General features: G+C 59.3%; 14 protein-coding genes and 1 tRNA gene. 10 read left to right on the top strand and 5 right to left on the bottom strand.

Annotation, left to right across the window (positions count from 1 at the left end; all coding sequences use genetic code 11):
* Positions 1–40: 40 nt before the first annotated feature.
* Positions 41–1291, bottom strand: a complete 1251-nt coding sequence (gene sstT, locus AB5Y80_RS16615) for a serine/threonine transporter SstT (protein WP_277855937.1) — start codon at positions 1289–1291, stop codon at positions 41–43.
* Between the two features lie 332 nt (positions 1292–1623).
* Between sstT and AB5Y80_RS16610 the strand changes: the two genes are divergently transcribed.
* From AB5Y80_RS16610 to AB5Y80_RS16595, 4 genes are all read left to right on the top strand, one after another.
* Positions 1624–3546, top strand: a complete 1923-nt coding sequence (locus tag AB5Y80_RS16610) for an ATP-dependent DNA helicase RecQ (RefSeq protein WP_368173218.1) — start codon at positions 1624–1626, stop codon at positions 3544–3546.
* A 572-nt stretch (positions 3547–4118) separates the two neighbouring features.
* On the top strand, positions 4119–6041 hold the full coding sequence (locus AB5Y80_RS16605) for a PrkA family serine protein kinase (RefSeq protein WP_010674903.1): 1923 nt from the start codon (positions 4119–4121) through the stop codon (positions 6039–6041).
* Between the two features lie 24 nt (positions 6042–6065).
* Entirely contained in the window at positions 6066–7337 is a 1272-nt protein-coding gene (locus AB5Y80_RS16600) for a YeaH/YhbH family protein (protein WP_010674904.1), read from the top strand.
* A gap of 10 nt (positions 7338–7347) precedes the next feature.
* Entirely contained in the window at positions 7348–8868 is a 1521-nt protein-coding gene (locus AB5Y80_RS16595; RefSeq protein ID WP_039040868.1) for a SpoVR family protein, read from the top strand.
* Positions 8869–8926: 58 nt separating this feature from the next.
* Here the strand turns inward: AB5Y80_RS16595 and fadR are convergent, their stop codons facing one another.
* Positions 8927–9640, bottom strand: a complete 714-nt coding sequence (gene fadR, locus AB5Y80_RS16590) for a fatty acid metabolism transcriptional regulator FadR (protein ID WP_010674906.1) — start codon at positions 9638–9640, stop codon at positions 8927–8929.
* A 333-nt stretch (positions 9641–9973) separates the two neighbouring features.
* On the opposite strand from fadR, the gene nhaB reads away from it, so the two are divergent.
* Both nhaB and dsbB read left to right on the top strand, forming a co-directional pair.
* Entirely contained in the window at positions 9974–11548 is a 1575-nt protein-coding gene (gene nhaB, locus AB5Y80_RS16585; protein WP_266139994.1) for a Na(+)/H(+) antiporter NhaB, read from the top strand.
* Between the two features lie 86 nt (positions 11549–11634).
* A complete protein-coding gene (gene dsbB, locus AB5Y80_RS16580) occupies positions 11635–12156 on the top strand; it encodes a disulfide bond formation protein DsbB (protein ID WP_368173217.1) in 522 nt (173 codons plus the stop codon).
* Between the two features lie 246 nt (positions 12157–12402).
* On the opposite strand, the gene AB5Y80_RS16575 is transcribed toward dsbB, so the two are convergent.
* The 3 genes from AB5Y80_RS16575 to uvrB form a co-directional block, all read right to left on the bottom strand.
* Positions 12403–13065, bottom strand: a complete 663-nt coding sequence (locus tag AB5Y80_RS16575; RefSeq protein WP_182936239.1) for a DedA family protein — start codon at positions 13063–13065, stop codon at positions 12403–12405.
* Positions 13066–13211: 146 nt separating this feature from the next.
* On the bottom strand, positions 13212–13469 hold the full coding sequence (locus AB5Y80_RS16570) for a DUF1232 domain-containing protein (protein ID WP_041215068.1): 258 nt from the start codon (positions 13467–13469) through the stop codon (positions 13212–13214).
* A complete protein-coding gene (gene uvrB, locus AB5Y80_RS16565; protein WP_041215067.1) occupies positions 13466–15478 on the bottom strand; it encodes an excinuclease ABC subunit UvrB in 2013 nt (670 codons plus the stop codon). Before uvrB ends, AB5Y80_RS16570 begins: the two co-directional genes overlap by 4 nt.
* 132 nt (positions 15479–15610) lie before the next feature.
* Here uvrB and AB5Y80_RS16560 point away from each other — a divergent pair.
* The 4 genes from AB5Y80_RS16560 to AB5Y80_RS16545 all read left to right on the top strand — a co-directional run bounded on the left by AB5Y80_RS16560 (position 15611) and on the right by AB5Y80_RS16545 (position 20993).
* Positions 15611–15686: transfer RNA gene (locus tag AB5Y80_RS16560), tRNA-Asn, on the top strand.
* 771 nt (positions 15687–16457) lie between these two features.
* Positions 16458–18143, top strand: coding sequence for an aspartate:alanine antiporter (locus tag AB5Y80_RS16555; RefSeq protein WP_029314601.1), 1686 nt, complete (start codon positions 16458–16460; stop codon positions 18141–18143).
* 177 nt (positions 18144–18320) lie between these two features.
* On the top strand, positions 18321–19853 hold the full coding sequence (locus AB5Y80_RS16550; protein WP_368173216.1) for a transporter substrate-binding domain-containing protein: 1533 nt from the start codon (positions 18321–18323) through the stop codon (positions 19851–19853).
* Between the two features lie 174 nt (positions 19854–20027).
* The gene (locus tag AB5Y80_RS16545) at positions 20028–20993 is read left to right on the top strand and encodes a tripartite tricarboxylate transporter substrate binding protein (protein ID WP_104452983.1); all 966 of its coding nucleotides are present in this window, start codon (positions 20028–20030) and stop codon (positions 20991–20993) included.
* Positions 20994–21022 lie beyond the last annotated feature (29 nt).

Below are 21022 nucleotides of genomic sequence, written 5' to 3'. Positions count from 1 at the left end.
CCGAAGAGGGCGCCTGTGCAGAGCGGAACGTCTTAGGGGATCAGGCTTCGCGGCTGGGCACCGGGGCGGCATCCAGCAGGCTCTCATCCTCGGCCATGCAGGCGGCCGCAGTGAACAGCACGTCGGTGGAGCTGTTGAGGGCCGTCTCGGCGGAATCCTGCAACACCCCGATGATGAAGCCAACGGCCACCACCTGCATGGCGATGTCGTTGCTGATGCCAAACAGGCTGCACGCCAGCGGGATCAGCAGCAGGGAGCCACCGGCCACGCCGGAGGCGCCGCAGGCGCTGACGGTGGCGACCACGGAGAGCAGAATGGCGGTCGCCAGATCCACTTCCATCCCCAGGGTGTGCACCGCCGCCATGGAGAGCACTGTGATGGTGATGGCCGCACCGGCCATGTTGATGGTGGCACCCAGCGGGATGGAGACCGCATAGGTGTCTTCCGGCAGGCGCAGCTTCTCGGCCAGCGCCATGTTGACCGGGATGTTGGCGGCAGAGCTGCGGGTGAAGAAGGCGGTCACGCCGCTCTCTTTCAGGCAGGTCAGCACCAGGGGATAGGGGTTGCGCTTGATCTTCCAGAACACGATGAGCGGGTTGACCACGAAGGCGATGAACAGCATGCAGCCTATCAGCACCACCAGCAGCTGGGCATAGCCGAACAGCGCATCGAAGCCGGTCTCGGCCAGGGTGGAGGCAACCAGACCCAGGATGCCGAGCGGGGCGCAGCGGATCACGGCCTTGACGATGGTAGACACCCCGTGGGACAGGTCGGTGATCACCGCCTTGGTGCTCTCATTGGCGTGGCGCATGGCGATGCCAAGGCCGATGGCCCAGGCCAGGATGCCGATGTAGTTCGCCTCCAGCAGCGCCTTCACCGGGTTGGTCACCACGTTGAACAGCAGGGTCTGCAGCACCTCTATGATGCCGCCCGGTGGGGAGATCTCGGCGCTGTTGGCCACCAGGTGCAGGTTGGAGGGGAAGAGGAAGCTCGCGACCACGGCCACGGCAGCCGCCAGGAAGGTTCCCAGCAGATAGAGCAGCAGGATGGGTTTCATGTTGGTCTTCTGACCCTGCTTGTGCCCGATGATCGCCGCCATCACCAGCACGAAGACCAGCAAGGGAGCAACCGCCTTCAGGGCGCCGACGAACAGGCTGCCAAGCAGGCCCGCCGCCTTCGCCCATTCCGGCATGAACATGGCAAGGAGGATACCGAGAACCAGACCGACCAGGATCTGGCTAACCAGACTGGTGCTGTTCACCAGTCGAATGAGGGGGTGTTGTTGTGTCATCAAATAGTCCCTGTGCACCCATGGTGCGTGAATCATTAGTCCTGTTGGCAACCAGCCCCGCGCATTGGCACCGGTCCGTTGACGGTGACGCCGTGGGCAGCTCTTCTGGTGGATCTGTCCCGTTCGCGTGGGGTTGCGGACAGGAATATCCCATCTGCCATGGTTTTTTTCCACATAATCACTGAAAAATATCAGGGTTACCTCACAAAAAATCTACAACAATGTGATAACACAATATCAACCACGGTCAAAATGTCACCAAACCAGTCCGATCATCGGCCACCACTGGGCCAGAAGTGATATGATGACGCCCTTTTTCTGGGAGCCTTGCCATGATCACCTCTTTATTGACCCGACACTTCGGCTTTGATCGCTTGCGGCCCGGGCAGGAAGCGGTGATCAGTCGTCTGCTGGCCGGCAAGAGCGCCGCAGCCATCTTCCCGACTGGCGCGGGGAAATCCCTCTGTTATCAATTGCCCGCCCTCGCACTGCCCCACCTGACCCTGGTCATCTCTCCCCTGCTGGCCCTGATGCACGATCAGCTCGCCTTTTTGCGCAGCAAGGGGATCGCCGCCGCCACTCTGGACTCCAGTCAGACAGCGGAAGAGAGCCGGCGCGTGATGCAGCAGGCCAGCGATGGCCAGCTCAAAATCCTGATGATCTCGGTGGAGCGCCTCAAAAATGAGCGCTTTCGCCGCTTCATCGCCCACATCCCCCTGTCACTGCTGGTGGTGGACGAGGCCCACTGCATCTCGGAGTGGGGCCACAACTTTCGCCCCGACTACCTCAAGCTGCCGGATCATCGCCGTGAACTGGCCATTCCCCAAGTGCTGTTGCTGACCGCCACCGCCACCCCGGCCGTCATGGCGGACATGCAGGCAAAATTTGCCATCGACCGGGACGATCTGGTGGTCACCGGTTTCTACAGACCCAATCTGGATCTGGCCGTCCTCCCGCTGGCCGGCAGTGCCCGCGATACCTGGCTGCGCGAGGAGCTGCACCGGGATCCGGCCGCCCCCACCATCGTCTACGTGACTCTGCAACACAGCGCAGAACAGTGCGCCGCGCAGCTACAGGCCAGCGGCATCCGGGCATGCGCCTACCATGCGGGGCTCGATCCCGCCCTGCGCAGCCAGATCCAGCACAACTTCATGGCTGGCAGACTCGACTGCATCGTGGCCACCATCGCCTTTGGCATGGGCATCGACAAGGCCGACATTCGCCGGGTCATTCACTACGACCTGCCCAAATCCATCGAGAACTACAGCCAGGAGATAGGCCGCGCCGGACGTGACGGGCTTCCCTCCCGCTGCACCGTGCTGGCGAGCCGCGCCCAGTTGCCGGTACTGGAAAACTTCGTCTATGGGGATACGCCGGACAGGGACGCCATCACGCACTTGCTCGATATCGTGCGCCAGAGCGGCACCGAGTGGGAATTCAGCCTGCTGCGCCTCTCCAACGAGACCAACATTCGCCAACTGCCCCTCAAGACGCTGCTGGTCTATCTGGAGATGGCAGGGGTCATTGCACCGGCCTACAGCTACTTTGCCGAGTACCGTTTCAGGTTCGTACTGGAAAAACAGGCGATCCTCGCTCGTTTCAATCCCGAACGCCGCCTGTTCCTGGAGCAGGTCTTTGCCTGCGCCCCCCAGGCGCGCACCTGGTGCACCATGGACTTCGAAGCGCTGTGGCAGGGATACCAGGGGGAACGCCAGCGCGCCGCGACGGCGCTGGACTACCTGCAGCAGCAGGGTTGGATCGAGCTTGAAAGCAAGCAGATGACCGAGGTCTATCGGGTGCTGAGCCAGCAAATCGATACCGCGACCCTGGCCGAAGAGCTGCATGGATTGTTTGAAAAGAAAGAGCAGAGCGAGCTGGCCCGCCTTCAGGCGCTGCTGGCCTTTTTCACCTCGACCACCTGCCTCAGCCATGAGCTTGCCCGCTATTTTGCTGACGACGCGGCCCCCGAGCGGTGCGGGCACTGTTCCGTCTGCCGGGGAGAGATCGCCGTGTTGCCGCCGCTTGCATCACCGGGCTTGCCCAACGAGCACGGTTTGCGCGCCTGGTGCGATCCGCTGATCGCCCTGTGCCATCAGCGCCATCCCAGGATCCTGACCCGTTTCCTGTGTGGCATCGCCACCCCGCTGACGACCCGTCTCAAGGCCAGGGATCTGGCCGGTTTTGGCCAGTTGGCGGACCATCCCTTCGCCGAGGTGCTGGCGGCGGTGTCAGCCCTCTATCCCGCCGGATCCTGAGCTTGCAGGTTTGGCGCCGCTCAGGCGCTGAAAAAATAAGACCCTCGCGGATGCGAGGGTCAAGCCAACGGAAACGTGCTTAAACAGAGCTTAGTATCTGCACAATCACCCACTCTCTTGCTAAAGCGATGACTGCTCGACACAGGGCCAATCTAGAGCAGCCAGAATGTAGCGTCAATGTAAAAATTAGAGCAAAAACACCAAACAAATAACATTACGTTGACGTAAGCGACACGTCTTTTCACCCTCTATTCCCTGCTGCCCTTGCCCTTGCTGGCACCGCCCCCTGACAAAACAGAGCGTCACCATTTTCTCCCTCTGGCACACAAAGATTTATTTTTTATGTCTTTGACATTTGCATCACTGTCGTGGCAAAAATAATTTAACAGTCAGTAACATAGGTATGTCACTTACTGCTTCTTCCCGTACGAGGATCGGGAAGCTCCCGCACAAACTTAAACCAATGATGGCGATGGATTACTGGGGGCTGTTGACTAGGCTTAAGAGGTAAACAGAACAAAAGTAGTGATCCACTCTTTTTCAGGGTAAGCGACTATAACGAGGGCTAAGTTATGGGCATCTTCGAGCACTATCAACAGCGGTATGAGAAGGCCAGAGAGGAGGAGTACAGCATCCAGGAGTTTCTGGATATGTGCAAACAGGACAAATCCTGCTACGCCTCTGCCGCCGAACGTCTGCTGACCGCCATCGGCGAGCCGGAAATGATCGACACCTCGACCAATCCACGTCTCAGCCGTCTCTTTTCCAATCGCGTCGTCGCGCGTTATCCCGCTTTCAAAGACTTCTATGGCATGGAAGAAGCCATCGAACAGATTGTCTCCTATCTCAAACATTCCGCTCAGGGTCTGGAAGAGAAGAAACAGATCCTCTATCTGCTCGGACCGGTTGGCGGCGGTAAATCCTCGCTGGCAGAGAAACTCAAATCCCTGATGCAAAAAGTGCCCATCTATCGCATCAAGGGCTCACCGGTGAACGATCACCCCTTCTGCCTGTTTGACATCGACGAAGATGGCGAAATCCTCGAGAAGGAGTACGGCATCCCTCGCCGTTATCTGCGCCCCATCATGTCTCCCTGGGTCGCCAAGCGCCTTCACGAGTTTGGCGGTGACATCACCAAATTCAAGGTGGAGAAGGTAAACCCCTCCATCCTCGATCAGATCGCCATCGCCAAGACCGAACCGGGGGACGACAACAACCAGGACATCTCCTCCCTGGTCGGCAAGGTCGATATCCGCATGCTGGAACACTTCGCCCAGGATGATGCCGACGCCTACTCCTACTCCGGTGCGCTGTGCAAGGCAAACCAGGGGATGATGGAGTTCGTCGAAATGTTCAAGGCGCCCATCAAGGTGCTGCACCCGCTGCTGACGGCGACGCAAGAGGGGAATTACAACGGTACCGAGGGGCTCTCCGCCCTCCCCTTCGACGGCATCCTGCTGGCCCACTCCAACGAATCCGAGTGGCAGCAGTTCCGCAACAACAAGAACAACGAAGCCTTCCTCGACCGTGTTTACATCGTCAAGGTGCCCTACTGCCTGCGCGTCTCGGAAGAGGTGAAGATCTATGAAAAACTGCTGTTCAACAGCGAGCTGACCGAGGCCAAATGCGCACCGGGTACTCTGGAGCTGCTGGGCCAGTTCTCGGTGCTGTCGCGACTCAAAGAGCCGGAAAACTCCAGCCTCTATTCCAAGATGCGGGTCTATGACGGCGAGAGTCTCAAGGACACGGATCCCAAGGCGAAGAGCTACCAGGAGTATCGCGACTATGCGGGGGTTGACGAGGGCATGAACGGCCTTTCCACCCGTTTCGCGTTCAAGATCCTCTCCCGCGTCTTCAACTTCGACCACGCGGAAGTGGCCGCCAACCCGGTGCACCTCTTCTACGTGCTGGAGCAGCAGATAGAGCGCGAGCAGTTCCCGCAAGAGCTGCACGATCGCTATCTGGAGTTCATCAAGGGCTACCTGACTCCGCGCTACGTCGAGTTCATCGGCAAGGAGATCCAGACCGCTTACCTCGAGTCGTATTCAGAGTACGGTCAGAACATCTTTGATCGCTACGTCACCTACGCCGACTTCTGGATCCAGGATCAGGAGTATCGTGACCCCGAAACCGGCCAGCTGTTTGACAGAGCGTCTCTCAACAGCGAGCTGGAGAAAATTGAAAAACCTGCCGGGATCAGCAACCCGAAAGATTTCCGCAACGAAATCGTCAACTTCGTGCTGCGTGCCCGGGCCAACAATGCAGGCCGTAACCCCAACTGGACCAGTTACGAGAAGCTGCGCACCGTGATCGAGAAGAAGATGTTCTCCAACACGGAAGAGCTGCTGCCGGTTATCTCCTTCAACAGCAAAACCTCGGCTGAGGAGCAGAAGAAGCACGATAACTTTGTCGAACGGATGATGGAGAAAGGCTACACACGTAAACAGGTGCGGCTGCTCTCCGAGTGGTATCTCAGGGTACGCAAGTCATCCTGACCCTGCCGTGTTCAAGGGGGAGTTATGGCGCATTTTATCGACCGCAGGCTCAACGGCAAAAACAAAAGCGCTGTCAATCGGCAGCGCTTCATCCGCCGCTACAAGAAGCAGATAAAACAAGCGGTCTCGGATGCTGTCTCCAAGCGCAGCATTCAGGACGTGGACAAGGGCGAGAGCATCAGCATCCCGACCAAGGACATCGGGGAACCCCATTTTCATCAGGGTCATGGCGGCAAACGGGAGATGGTGCATCCGGGCAACGACCAGTTTGTCTCCGGTGACAAGATTGACCGGCCCAAAGGGGGTGGCGGCGGCCAGGGGAGTGGCGAGGGCCAGGCCTCGGATCAAGGAGAGGGCGTCGATGATTTCGTCTTCCAGATCTCCAAAGACGAGTATCTGGACTTGCTGTTCGAGGATCTGGAACTGCCGCGGCTGCAAAAGACCCAGCTCAACCAGCTGATGGAGATGAAGACCTACCGGGCCGGCTACACCTCCAACGGGGTGCCTGCCAACATCAACGTGGTGCGCTCCCTGCAAAATTCGCTGGCGCGGCGCATGGCGCTGCAGGCAGGCAAGAAACGTCAGTTGCGTGAACTGGAGGAGCGCCTGGCCCAGCTGGCTTGCGAGCCCAACGACCATTTCGCCGAAATGGCGCAACTTGAAAAAGAGATCAGGGAGCTGAAGCGGCGGATCGATGCAGTCCCCTTTATCGACACCTTCGACCTCAAGTTCAACAACTTCGTCAAACGGCCCGTCCCCTCGAGCCAGGCGGTGATGTTCTGCCTGATGGACGTCTCCGGTTCCATGGATCAGGCTACCAAAGAGATGGCCAAGCGTTTCTATATCCTGCTTTATCTATTCCTGAGCCGGACTTACAAGAATGTCGAGGTGGTCTACATTCGCCACCACACCCAGGCCAAGGAGGTGGACGAGCACGAGTTCTTCTACTCCCAGGAGACCGGCGGTACCATCGTCTCCAGTGCGCTCAAGATGATGAACGACATCATCAACGAACGTTATCCCGCCAACCAGTGGAACATCTATGCGGCGCAGGCATCGGACGGTGACAACTGGGCCGATGACTCACCCCAGTGCAGGGAGATCCTGATGCGCGACATCATGCCGCGGGTGCGTTACTACTCCTACATCGAGATCACTACCCGCGCCCACCAGACCCTGTGGCACGAATATGAGGCGGTGGCAGAGCAATACGCCCACTTCGCCATGGAGCACATTCGCAAGGTCGAGGACATTTATCCGGTGTTCCGGGAATTGTTCAAGAAGCAAGCGGCTTGAGGGATCACATATGGTAGAAACCGCAAGAAAGATAGCGCCGCTGGACGATGGTCCTGACTGGAACTTCGATCTGCTGGAGCTTTATCACCAGGAGATAGCCCGGGTCGCCAAATTCTATCGGCTCGACACCTATCCCAACCAGATCGAGGTGATCACCGCAGAGCAGATGATGGATGCCTACTCCAGCGTGGGCATGCCCATCGGTTATCAACACTGGTCATTCGGCAAGCGCTTTATCCACACCGAACGCAACTACAAGCGCGGCCAAATGGGACTGGCCTACGAGATCGTCATCAACTCGGACCCCTGCATCGCCTATCTGATGGAAGAGAACACCATGCCGATGCAGGCGCTGGTCATGGCCCACGCCTGCTATGGTCACAACTCCTTCTTCAAGAACAACTATCTGTTCAAGGCCTGGACCGATGCCTCCTCCATCATCGACTACCTGTTGTTTGCCAAGAACTACATCACCGAGTGCGAGGAAAAACACGGCATCGATGCGGTGGAGAAACTGCTCGACTCCTGCCATGCCCTGATGAACTTCGGGGTGGATCGTTACAAGCGGCCCCAGAAGATTTCTCTGGCCGAGGAGAAGCGACGCCAGAAGGCGCGGGAAGATTATCTGCAAACCCAGGTCAATGAGCTGTGGCGTACCCTGCCCAAGCAGCACAAGATTGCCGGGGTGGAAGACAGGCGCTATCCTGCCGAGCCTCAGGAGAACATCCTCTATTTCATCGAAAAAAATGCCCCCCTGCTCGAGCCCTGGCAGCGCGAGGTGGTGCGTATCGTGCGCAAGATCAGTCAGTACTTCTACCCGCAGAAGCAGACGCAGGTGATGAACGAGGGCTGGGCCACCTTCTGGCACTACACCATTCTCAACCATCTCTATGACGAGGGAAAAATCAGCGATCGCTTCATGCTGGAGGTGCTGCACAGCCACACCAACGTCGTCTATCAGCCCCCCTACAACAGCCGGTATTACTCGGGGATCAACCCCTACGCCCTTGGCTTTGCCATGTTCACGGACCTGCGTCGCATCTGCGAACACCCGACCGAGGAAGACAGATACTGGTTCCCCGATTACGCTGGCACCAACTGGGTCGAGACATTGCATTTCGCCATGCAGAACTTCAAGGACGAAAGCTTCATCAGCCAGTTCCTCAGTCCCAAGGTAATGCGCGACATGAAGCTCTTTGCCATCGATGACGACGATCTGAAGAACTACCTCAAGGTGTCCGCCATTCACAATGAAGAGGGCTACCGGCTGGTGCGTAGCACCCTGTCCGCTCAATACAACCTGAGCAACCTGGAGCCCAACATTCAGGTCTACAACGTGGCAGTGAAAGGCGATCGCTCCCTGACCCTGCGCTATGTTCCCCACAACCGCATCCCCCTTGGCGAGTCACGCCACGAGGTGCTCAAGCATCTGCATCAGCTGTGGGGCTTCGATGTGGTGCTGGAGCAGGACAATGGCGAGCTATCCGCAGATATCATCGGCCGTTGTCCGGACCGCAAGAGCATGACCTGACGTCAGTACCGGGCATAAAAAACGCGCCATCAGGCGCGTTTTTCTTGGGTCAGGGCAATCAGTTGTCACACAGGTTGCTTGGCATGTCCTGACGCAGACGGGTCCAAAGCTTGCCAGACTCGATGCCGTACTGGCGTACCGTCATGAACACGGCTTCGTGATCCTTGGTTTCGGCCAGCTTGCGCAGCGTCTTGTAGTAGGCATCTGCGGTTTCCCGCGCCTGCTTGTCCGAGAAGTAGTAGCGGCCAACCCGGCTGTACAAGCCCTTGAAACCATTGAGGATCAAGGCATAGATGGGGTTGCCCGAGGCAAACGAAAGCTGGTGATGCAAACGGTAGTCGAAGTCCGCATAGGCCTCGGCCGTGTTCTCCACATCATCGGCACCACGCAGTATCTCGGCGGCCTGTTCCGGGTTGTTGCGAATGGCGCCACGGATGAAGATGGTGCAGATGTTGGTCCGGGCAGAGAGCAGCTGTGCCACCAGATCCGGCACCTTGTCCTGATCGAGACGCGCCAGGGTCTCCAGGATGTTGAGACCGGAGGTTTCCCAGAAATTGTTGACCTTGGTCGGTTTGCCATGCTGGATGGTGAGCCAGCCATCACGGGCAAGGCGCTGCAACACTTCACGCAAGGTAGTGCGAGTCACGCCGATCAATTCGGACAGCTCGCGCTCCGCCGGCAGAATGGATCCAGGAGGAAAGCGATTGTTCCAGATGGACTCGATGATGTATTCCTCGGCAAACCCGGCAGGGCTTTGCGCTTTAATGACCATGTAATGACTCTGTTGTAGTGCGTAAAAAGGCCCCCGAATAATAGCAAAGCCGGTCATGCTGGCAAGCAGAAGGTCGGTCCTCTGCTCACATTACCCCGATCTTTTTGTTAAGAATATGTATACAGCAACAAGTGGGGAGTCAACCAACACCAAATGATGGGGATATAAGCGTTTGCTCGCTGGGCAAGTTCAGCGAGCTTATTTATAGTTATCGCTCCCTTGATTAAAATCATGTGCAATCAATCTGATACAGGTGAATATCCGGATGTTCGGCTCGGGTCGGGCTCGACTGCATAGATGCAGATATCAACAACAGAACAGAGAACCATCATTATGCCAATCAGCCTAGGGCGCGCGTTTACAAAGAACTTTTTGGGCAATGCTCCGCAATGGTACAAAATTGCCATCGTTCTATTCCTGCTGATCAACCCGATCATTTTCTACGTTGATCCCTTCCTGGCCGGCTGGCTGCTGGTTGTCGAGTTTATTTTCACCCTGGCCATGGCCCTCAAGTGCTATCCGCTGCAACCGGGTGGACTCCTGGCCATTGAAGCCGTGCTCATCGGCATGACCTCCGCCAACCAGATAAAGCATGAGCTGGTGGCCAATATCGAAGTGCTTCTGCTGCTGGTCTTCATGGTGGCCGGCATCTACTTCATGAAGCAGTTGCTGCTCTACGTCTTTACCAAGATGCTGGTGCGCATCCACTCCAAGACGTTGCTTTCTCTCGCCTTCTGCCTGGTGTCTGCCTTCCTCTCCGCGTTCCTTGATGCCCTGACCGTGATCGCCGTGGTCATCAGCGTCGCAACCGGTTTCTACGCCATCTACCACAAGGTGGCCTCCCGGGATGAGTCCGGCAATCTGCATCATGATGACGAAGAGATTGACGAGCTCTCCCGCCAGCATCTGAACGAGTTTCGTGCCTTCCTGCGCAGCCTGATGATGCACGCCGCCATCGGTACCGCCCTGGGGGGCGTCTGCACCCTGGTCGGCGAACCCCAGAACCTCATCATCGGTGAACAGGCGGGGTGGCACTTCGGTGAATTTGCCATTCGCATGGCGCCAGTCACCATCCCGGTCTTCATCTGCGGCCTGCTGACCTGCATCTTGGTCGAAAAATTCCGCTGGTTCGGTTATGGCGCCCGCTTGCCCGAGCCCGTGCGTCACATCATGGAATCCTACGAGCGCGACGAAGACGCACAACGTACCCCGCAGGACAAGGCCAAGCTGATCGTCCAGGCGCTGATTGCCACCTGGCTTATCACGGGTCTTGCCCTCCATCTGGCTGCAGTTGGGCTGATCGGCCTGACGGTCATCGTGCTCGCGACGGCGTTCACCGGCGTGACTGAAGAACATGCGCTTGGCAAGGCATTCCAGGAGGCTTTGCCGTTCACCGCCCTGCTCACCGTCTTTTTCAGCGTGGTGGCGGTCATCATCGATCAACAGCTGTTCAAACCGGTGATCCAGTGGGTACTGGCGGCCAAGCCGGAGGATCAGCTTGCCCTCTTCTACCTGGCAAACGGTCTGCTCTCCATGGTCAGTGACAACGTCTTCGTCGGCACCGTCTACATCAACGAGGTGAAGACCGCCCTGATCAACGGCGCCATCAGCCGGGAGCATTTTGATCTGCTGGCCGTGGCCATCAATACCGGCACCAACCTGCCGTCGGTCGCCACCCCCAATGGCCAGGCTGCATTCCTGTTCATGCTCACCTCGGCCCTCGCTCCCCTGCTGCGCCTCTCTTATGGCCGCATGGTTTGGATGGCGCTGCCCTATACTCTGGTGCTGGGGCTTGTCGGCTTTTTCTCCGTGGAGCTGCTCCTCGGTCCTGCAACCGAATGGTTCTATCAGGCAGGGTGGTTGCTGGATCATGGGGCAGTGCCACTGCCCACCCCGTCCACACACTGATCATGAAAGGGGCTGTTCGGCCCCTTTCTTTTCAGATGGGGCTCTGCTCTAATTCAGCCACTATTTTTCTCTGAGAGATCAATCAGATGATCGAGTATCTTCGCCGCATTGCCAGTCATCGGCTGGCCTGGGGATTGCTGGCAGCCTCCGCTTTCGCGCTGGAACTCTGCGCCCTCTTCTTCCAGCACGTGCTGGGTTTGCACCCTTGCGTGATGTGCATCTATGAACGTATCGCCCTCCTCGGCGTGCTCACGGCCGGCCTCCTCGGCATGGTCGCGCCAGAGCGCTGGTACCTGCGCTGGAGTGCCATGCTCCTGTGGGGTTACAGCGCCTTCTGGGGCCTGAAACTGGCGCTCAAGCACGTGGATTACCAGATGAACCCCTCCCCCTTCAACGTATGCGAAGGGTTTGTTGACTTCCCTGCCTGGGCACCACTGAATAAGTGGGTTCCCTGGATGTTCTACCCGGACGGCGACTGCAGCGAGATCAGCTGGCAGTTCCTCGGTTTCTCCATGCCGCAGTGGCTCGTGGTCATCTTTGCCGCCTACCTGCTGGTGTTCGTCATCGTGGCTGCTGGCAACCTGATAAAAGGGCGCTGCTGCAACTAGTCGTTCACTCGACCCTAAAAAGGGAGCCCATGGCTCCCTTTTTATCTCCTCTTTTATCACCTCACGGCCCATGCCCAGAGGGCCGGATCTCCTTCTCCCTGTTCTGCCAATGAAGTGGCTGCCTGCGGGTGCGCATCATCGTAACAGGCCACAAGCGGGTCAAAGGGCGCAGCAGCGACCTGCCACTCAGCCTACCAACAAGAAGGGAGCCATCGGCTCCCTTCTTTCATGTCGTGCACGGCGATGTCACGCGCCTTCGGAGGTAGCCTTGCTGGCACTTCTCCTGGCCTTCACCATGCCGATCACCATGGGCAACAAGGAGACCGCGATGATGCCGAAGATGAGCAGGGTAAAGTTGTGGCGCACTACCGGCAGATTGCCAAAGAAGTGGCCGGCATAGACGAAGGAGAGCACCCACAAGAGCCCCCCCACCAGGTTGAACACCAGGAAGCGGGGATAGGTCATGGCCCCCATGCCCGCCACGAAGGGGGCGAAGGTCCGCACTATGGGCAGGAAGCGGGTGATGATGATGGTCTTGCCGCCATGCTTGGCATAGAAGGCATGGGTCTTGACCAGATAGTCCCGACGAAAGATTTTGGAATCGGGGTTGCGAAACAGCTGTTCACCGAAGAAGTGGCCTATGGTGTAGTTCACCACGTTGCCCATCACGGCGGCGATGATCAGCACGGCGGCCAGGGTGTGCACGTCCAGCACGCTGCCCACGGTGAGGGCTCCTGCCGCAAACAACAGGGAGTCTCCCGGCAGGAAGGGGGTCACCACCAGCCCGGTCTCGCAGAAGATGATGAGAAACAGGATGGCGTATACCCAGACGCCATAATTCTCGAACAGCTCTTTCAGATGCACGTCAACGTGCAGAATAAAGTCGATGGCAAAGAGGATCAGATCCATTTTTTGGTACCCATGAAGTGAACGGCGTGGAGTCTACGCCAATGAGACCTGGCTCACAATCTCCCCATGGTCCCCTTTTTCGAACTCCATGAAGGGAGTCATTCAATCCCCCTTCTTTTTCCCTTTCCCTGAACGTAGGGTTCTGCTCACTCGGCCTTGTCCAGAGCGGCCAGCACCTCGCCGGGCAGGCATTTCTCCCAGCCCCACAAGAGGAGCAGCAACAGGGTCGCGTCGTCGAGCCAGCCAAGGAGAGGCACCACATCGGGGACAACGTCCACCGGGCTGATGCCATAGAGCAGGATAAGGATCACCAGCCCCTTCGCCCACCAGGGCGTGCCTGGGTGGCGAAAGCCCTGATAGAGGCGGCGCAAACGCCGCCAGATGAGCCAGCGTCTGGTGCTCATGACGCGATCAGCTCGCCGCGCAGCCGCTGGATCTGATCCCGCAGCGCCGCCGCCTGTTCGAACTCCAGATCCCGCGCATGCTGGAACATCTGCTCTTCCATCCGCTTGATCTCCTTGCTGATCTCGCTGGCAGAGCGGGCATGGTACTCCCCTTGCGGTTCGGCAGCCTTGCGACTCCCCTTGCCGGCCTTGCCCGCCGTGCGGCTGCCCCCCATGTCCATCACATCGCCGATGGCCTTGTTGAGCCCCTTCGGCACGATGCCGTGTTCCAGGTTGTGGGCGTGTTGCAGGGCGCGGCGCCGCTCGGTCTCTTCAATCGCGACCTTCATGGAGTTGGTGATGGTATCCCCGTAGAGGATCACCTTGCCGTTGAGGTTGCGTGCCGCCCGGCCGATGGTCTGAATGAGGGAGCGGGTGGAGCGCAGGAAGCCCTCTTTATCCGCATCCAGAATGGCCACCAGGGAGACTTCCGGCATGTCGAGGCCTTCGCGCAGCAGGTTGATGCCCACCAGCACATCGAACTTGCCAAGGCGCAGGTCGCGGATGATCTCCACCCGCTCTACGGTATCAATGTCCGAGTGCAGATAGCGCACCCGTACCTCGTGATCCGCCAGGTATTCGGTCAAGTCCTCCGCCATCCGCTTGGTCAGTGTCGTGACCAGCACCCGCTCCTCCACCGCCACCCGCTTGCGGATCTCGGAGAGCAGATCGTCCACCTGGGTGCTGACCGGCCGCACTTCCACCTCGGGATCGAGCAGCCCGGTGGGACGCACCACCTGCTGCACCACGTCACCGCCGGACTTCTCCAGCTCGTAGGGGCCCGGGGTCGCCGAGACAAACACCGTCTGGGGCATCAGCGCCTCGAACTCGTCAAACTTGAGGGGCCGGTTGTCCAGCGCCGAGGGAAGGCGGAAGCCGTACTCCACCAGAGTCTCCTTGCGGGATCTGTCCCCTTTGAACATGGCGCCGATCTGCGGCACCGTGACGTGGGATTCGTCGATGATGAGCAGGCCGTCCCCCGGCAGGTAGTCAAACAGGGTGGGCGGCGGCTCGCCGGGGGCACGGCCGGACAGATAGCGGCTGTAGTTCTCGATGCCGGAGCAGTAACCCAGCTCCTGCATCATCTCCATGTCGAACTGGGTGCGCTGGCTGATGCGCTGCTCCTCCACCAGCTTGTTGAGGCTCATCAACTGCTCGCGCCTCCCCTTGAGCTCCTCCTTGATGTGCTCGATGGCACCCAGGATGGTCTCCCGCGGGGTGGCGTAGTGGGTCTTGGGGTAGATGGTGTAGCGCACCACCGTCTGCTCGATGGCGCCGGTCAGGGGATCGAACAGGGAGAGGCGTTCTACCTCTTCATCAAAGAGCTCCACCCGCAGGGCCAGCTTGTCCGATTCGGCGGGGTAGATGTCGATCACCTCCCCCCGCACCCGGAAGGTGCCGCGCTGGAAGGCCATGTCGTTGCGGGTGTACTGCAGTTCGGCGAGGCGGCGCAGGATATCCCGCTGATTGATCACGTCCCCCACTTTGAGGTGCAGCATCATGCTGAGGTAGGCCTGGGGATCACCCAGACCATAGATGGCCGACACCGAGGCGACGATCACCACGTCACGCCGCTCCAGCAGCGCCTTGGTGGCTGACAGCCGCATCTGCTCGATGTGATCGTTGATGGAGGCATCCTTCTCGATGAAGGTGTCCGTGGTCGGCACATAGGCTTCGGGCTGGTAGTAGTCGTAATAAGAGACGAAATACTCCACCGCGTTGTCGGGGAAGAACTCCTTCATCTCCCCGTAGAGCTGGGCCGCCAGGGTCTTGTTGGGGGCCAGTATCATGGTGGGACGATTGAGGGTCGCGATGACGTTGGCCATGGTAAAGGTCTTGCCCGAACCGGTCACCCCGAGCAGGGTCTGATGGGCCAGTCCCGACTCGATGCCATCGAGCAGCTGGGCGATGGCCCTCGGCTGATCCCCGGCGGGTTGAAACTGGCTGGCCAACTGGAATAACTTGCTCATGACGACTCCCGGCAAAAAACGGCAAGGGAGCAGTGTACCCTGAGTTGAAGGAGCTGGGTATCCGCTCACCCTCCCTGATGGCTATTGACCCTGAAATACGACCTCTGTATGATGCACCTCCTTGCCTGATGTTCCCCCGTAGTTCAGTCGGTAGAACGGCGGACTGTTAATCCGTATGTCACTGGTTCAAGTCCAGTCGGGGGAGCCAATTCCTCACCATCTCGGTGCAAGTTATCCACTTTAGTGCTTTCCTCTTCCAATTTTAATGCACAAGCCCTTCCCTGCGGCCTGACTCCCTTTTGATCTCCCGATACTGACCAGCAGCGTTTTGTTCTGCTGCGCATAACTATTTGATTTTTATAGAAACAATTTATTGCAGGTATTTTTTGAACAGTCCTTGCAGCCCAGTATTGGCGCGGCTTTCAGCCTGATCGCCAAGTTTCATGAACAGGGTTATCCACAGTTTCTGTGGGTAACTTGACCAAAGCCACGGTTCATCTGGGCTGGCAGCCATTGTCCCCGGTTTGCGCTGGCCGCCTCCCCTCTTCCCCATTTTCTGCTGTTTTTCCCTTCCCCCCTAAATGGGATGAATCGACTCGCGGTGCTGCCTGTGGGGGATTTTTTTTCGCTATGCCGCGTCCTGCGGGTCAGCACTCGCCGGATGAGTCATGAGTCTCTTTTGTCACCCTTCAATTTCCTCAGTGGAAAATGCTGAAAAACGTGCCCGTTTGCTCCCCATGCAGCAGGTAATAAATTGTCCACAGGAGCGTCATCCCCTCTCTGCTCGACAGCATATTTCACTCATTGACAGCGGGCCTTGCAGCGTAAAATAGAGGTGTTTTCCCCAGCCCCCCCTCGCATCCCTGCCTTCACCGAAGAGACCAGCACTTAACTGGCTGTTAATCTGCTTTGGCGCTTCTTTCTTGATACAGGATCCGGCACAATATCGGCCCCACTTTTTTCCTCGGTTTTTCCGGGCATGACCATAGATTTCGTGACACTGCTACATCAAAGCGACTCCCTGCTGCTGTTCGTGGTACTGGCCTTCGGGCTGCTGCTGGGCAAGGTACGCATCGGCAACTTCCAGATAGGCAACACCATAGGCGTGCTCTTCACCGCCCTGCTGTTTGGCCAGATGGGATTCCAGTTTTCCACCTCCACTGAAAACGTCGGCTTTATGCTGTTCATCTTCTGCGTGGGGATTGAAGCGGGGCCGCACTTTTTCAGCGTCTTCCTGCGCGACGGCATCCACTACATCACCCTGACCCTGGTGATCCTGCTGTCGGCCCTGCTGCTGACCGTGGGGCTCGCCAAGTTCTTCAATCTGGGGCCCGGCATGGCCGCCGGCATTCTGGCAGGTTCCCTCACCTCCACGCCGGCCCTGGTGGGGGCCCAGGACGCCCTGCGAAGCGGATTGCTCAACCTGCCCCACCAGACCGACATGCAGTCGGTGCTCGACAACATGGGGATAGGCTACGCCCTGACCTACCTGGTGGGCCTGGTGGGCCTGATGCTGGTGGTGCGCTACCTTCCTTCCCTGGCCAGGCTGGATCTCAACACCGAGGCCCAGAAGATCGCCCGCGAGCGGGGGCTCTCCGACAGCGAGAGCCGCAAGACCTATCTGCCCATCATCCGCGCCTATCGGGTCGGCCCGGAGCTCGCCGCCTGGATCGGCGGTCGCACCCTGCGCGAAACCGGCATCTATCCCCACACCGGCTGCTATGTGGAGCGCATTCGCCGCAACGGCATTCTGGCCAGCCCCGATGGTGACGCCGTCATTCAGGAAGGGGACGAGATCGCCCTGGTGGGCTACCCCGAGAGCCACGAGAAGCTCGACGTCAACTACCGCAACGGCAAGGAGGTGTTCGATCGCAACCTCCTTGACCTGCAGATCGTCACCGAAGAGATCGTGGTGAAGAATGATGCCGTGGTGGGTCGTCATCTGGTGGAGCTCAACCTCACCGAGAAGGGATGCTTCCTCAACCGGGTGGTGCGCTCCCAGATAGAGATGCCCTTTGACCGCAACATCATGCTGCAAAAGGGCGACGTGCTGCAGATCAGCGGCGAGAAGCAGCGGGTCAAGCTGCTGGCCAACAAGATAGGCTTCATCAGCATCCACAGCCAGACCACGGATCTGGTGGCCTTTGCCACCTTCTTCGTGCTGGGCCTGCTGATCGGCTCCGTCTCCCTGGTGTTCGGCCAGATAGAGTTCGGCCTCGGCAACGCCGTCGGCCTCCTGCTGGCGGGGATCCTGATGGGCTACCTGCGGGCCAACCACCCCACGGTGGGCTATGTGCCACCCGGTGCCCTGCGCCTTGCCAAGGATCTCGGCCTTGCCGTCTTCATGGTGAGCACCGGCCTCAAGGCGGGGGGCGGCATCCTTGATCACCTGAGCGAAGTGGGGATGGTGGTGCTCTTCTCCGGCATGCTGGTGACAACCTTGCCGGTGCTGGTAGGCTACCTGTTCGGTGTCTGGGTGCTCAAAATGAACCCAGCCCTGCTACTTGGTGCCATCACGGGCGCCCGTACCTGCGCCCCGGCCATGGACGTGGTGAACGAGGCGGCCAACAGCTCCATCCCGGCGCTCGGCTACGCCGGCACCTATGCGGTGGCCAACGTGATGCTGACCCTGGCGGGCTCCTTCATCATCGGCTTCTGGTTCTAGCCAAACGGGCCCGCAACACGCAGAAAAAGAGGAGCCTCGAGGCTCCTTTTTTCATGGGCGGGCACTCCTGGATGGAATAGTGGAAATCGTGCTATGGGGCCATCTCTATCAAACCCAATAAGCTAAATCACCCACAAGGCGCCACTTACACTCAATAAAACGAGCGAGGTGTAAGTGATGAAACGCGCATGGATGATTGTGATCTGGTGGTTCTGCTCCCTGACGCCAGCCTGGGGGGCCGAGTCCGGCAAGCAGGTGGCCCCCGAGGAAAAGACGGAGAAAAGCGCCCTGAGCTTTGCAAACGACGAGCTTGCCAGACCCAGGCTGGGGGATCTCGACGTCATGCTGGAGCAGCGCACCATCCGAGTGCTCACCACCTACAACAAGACGGGATTTTTCATCACCAAGGGCGTGCAGCGGGGCGTCACCTACGATGCCTTCATGCAGGTGGAGCAGCGCCTCAACGAACAGTTGCGCAAGCAAAAGGCGATCAAACGCCACCTCAAGGTGCACTTCGTCTTCATTCCCGTGGCTCGGGAAGCCCTGCTGACCTCCCTCATCGAGGGCAAAGGCGACATCGCCGCCGCCAATCTCACCATCACGGACAAGCGCAAGAAGCAGGGTATCGCCTTCACCGATCCCCTGCTTGAAAACGTGCGGGAGCTGCTCGTCTCCGGCCCCCTCTCCCCCAAGGTGGAAAGCGCCGCCGATCTCGGGGGCCAGCGCGTCTTCGTACGCCCCTCCTCCAGCTACTACGAGAGCCTGCTCGCCTACAACCAGGCCCGCAAGTCGGCGGGAGAGCCCCTCATCGACCTCCAGCCCGCCTCGGAGGTGCTCGAAGATGAAGATCTGGTGGAGATGGTCAATGCGGGCCTGCTCCCCTTCATCGTCATGGACGAGCACAAGGCCCGCTTCTGGCAAAAGATCTTCCCCGGGATCACCATTCACGACGCCCCCGTGTTCCGGGAAGGGGGCGTCATCGCCTGGGCGGTGCGCAAGGAGAGCCCCCAGTTGCTCGCCATGCTCAACGAGCAGATCAAGGCGCTGCGTGGCAAGGCGACGGGGGACGAGATCCTGGCCCGTTATCTCAAGCAGAACAAGTTCGTCAAAAGCGCCGCCGCCGAGGCGGAGCGCAAGAAATTCCTGCAGGTGGTGGCGCTGTTCCGTGAATATGGCGAACGCTATGACATGGACTGGCTGCTGATGGCGGCCCAGGGCTACCAGGAGTCCGCCCTCAACCACCAGGCCCGCAGCAATGTGGGCGCCATCGGCATCATGCAGATCATGCCCGCCACCGGCAAGGGGCTGAAAGTCGGCGACATCCGCAAGCTCGAGCCCAATATTCACGGCGGCGTCAAATACATGCGCTGGATGATCGATCACTACTATGCGGACGAGCCCATGACCGCCCTCGACAAGGCCCTCTTCTCGTTCGCCTCCTACAATGCCGGCCCCGCCCGGGTGGCGCGGCTCCGCGCCGAGGCCAGAAAACGGGGGCTGGATCCCAACGTCTGGTTCCACAACGTCGAGTACGTGGCAGCAGAGAAAATCGGCCCCGAGACGGTCACCTATGTGGGCAACATCTACAAGTACTACATCGCCTACAAGCTGGTGATGGAGCAGGTGGCCCTGCGCCAGCAGGCGAGTGACGCCCTGAAACAGGAGGCGAAGGAGGACGTCAGCACATCGGCGGCGAAACCGGCCCAGTGATCCTTGCCGGACGAGGCGCTCACGGGCGCCTCGCTTCTATGCGCGCCCCCCTCTTCGGCCCATGACCAGAATGAACACAATGGTCACAACAGCCTTAATAGCCATTACGGTCAGATTGTTTTCCAGCCAGACATGATTAATTAACCTTCTTGCAACAATCACAAGGAGAGCACCATGTTGCAAGGAACCCTCAAACGCACCCTGATCGGTAGCCTGCTCGCACTGAGCGTCGGCGCCCACGCCCAGATCAACGAAGTCCACTTCCTGATCCCGGGCGGCGCCGGCGGCGGCTGGGACAACACGGCCCGTGGCACCGGCGAGGCTCTGACCAAGTCCGGCCTCATCAACACCGCTTCCTACCAGAACATCTCGGCCGGCGGCGGCGCCAAGGCCATCGCCCACCTGATCGAGACCTCGGCACAGTCCGACAAGACGCTGCTGGTCAACTCCACCCCCATCATCGTCAAGTCCCTCTCCAAGGAGCTGCCGCAATCCTTCCGGGATCTCACCCCGGTCGCCGCCATCATCGCCGACTATCAGGCGCTGGCGGTCCCCCTGGACTCCCCCTATCAGAACTGGGCCCAGTTGCTGGCCGCCTATGAAGCCAATCCCGCCAAGGTGAAGATTGCCGGCGGCTCCGCCCGCGGCAGTCTGGATCACCTGGTGGCCGCCATGACCTTCAAGAATGCGGGGGCCGATGCCGGCAAGCTGCGCTACGTGGCCTATGACGCCGGCGGCAGCGCCATGGCGGCGGTGCTGGCGGGGGAAACCCAGGTGCTCTCCACCGGCTTTGGCGAGGCGATGGAGGCGGTCAAGTCCGGCCAGATGCGGATCCTCGGCGTCACCGCCCCCGAGCGGATGCCGGACGCCAGCCAGGTGCCCACCTTCTCCGAGCAGGGCAACCCCACCGTGTTTGCGAACTGGCGCGGCTACTTCGCCTCCCCCGACGTCAGCCCCGAGCAGTCCGCCGAGTTCGCCGCTCTGCTCAAGCAGATGTACGACAAGCCGGAGTGGGAAGCGGTGCGCGCGCGCAACAGCTGGATCAACCAGTATCAGGCCGGTCCCGAGTTCACTGCCTTCCTCAACAGCCAGGAGCAGCAGATCGGCGGCCTGATGCGCGAGCTCGGCTTCATCAAATAACCCTCAGCCTGTGGCGGGCCAGGCCCGCC

Origin of the sequence: Aeromonas sp. R2-1 (genome assembly GCF_040908425.1) — a bacterium.
In the GTDB taxonomy this organism is placed as follows: Bacteria; Pseudomonadota; Gammaproteobacteria; order Enterobacterales; family Aeromonadaceae; genus Aeromonas; species Aeromonas caviae.
This window is presented reverse-complemented; position numbering and strand designations above follow the sequence as displayed.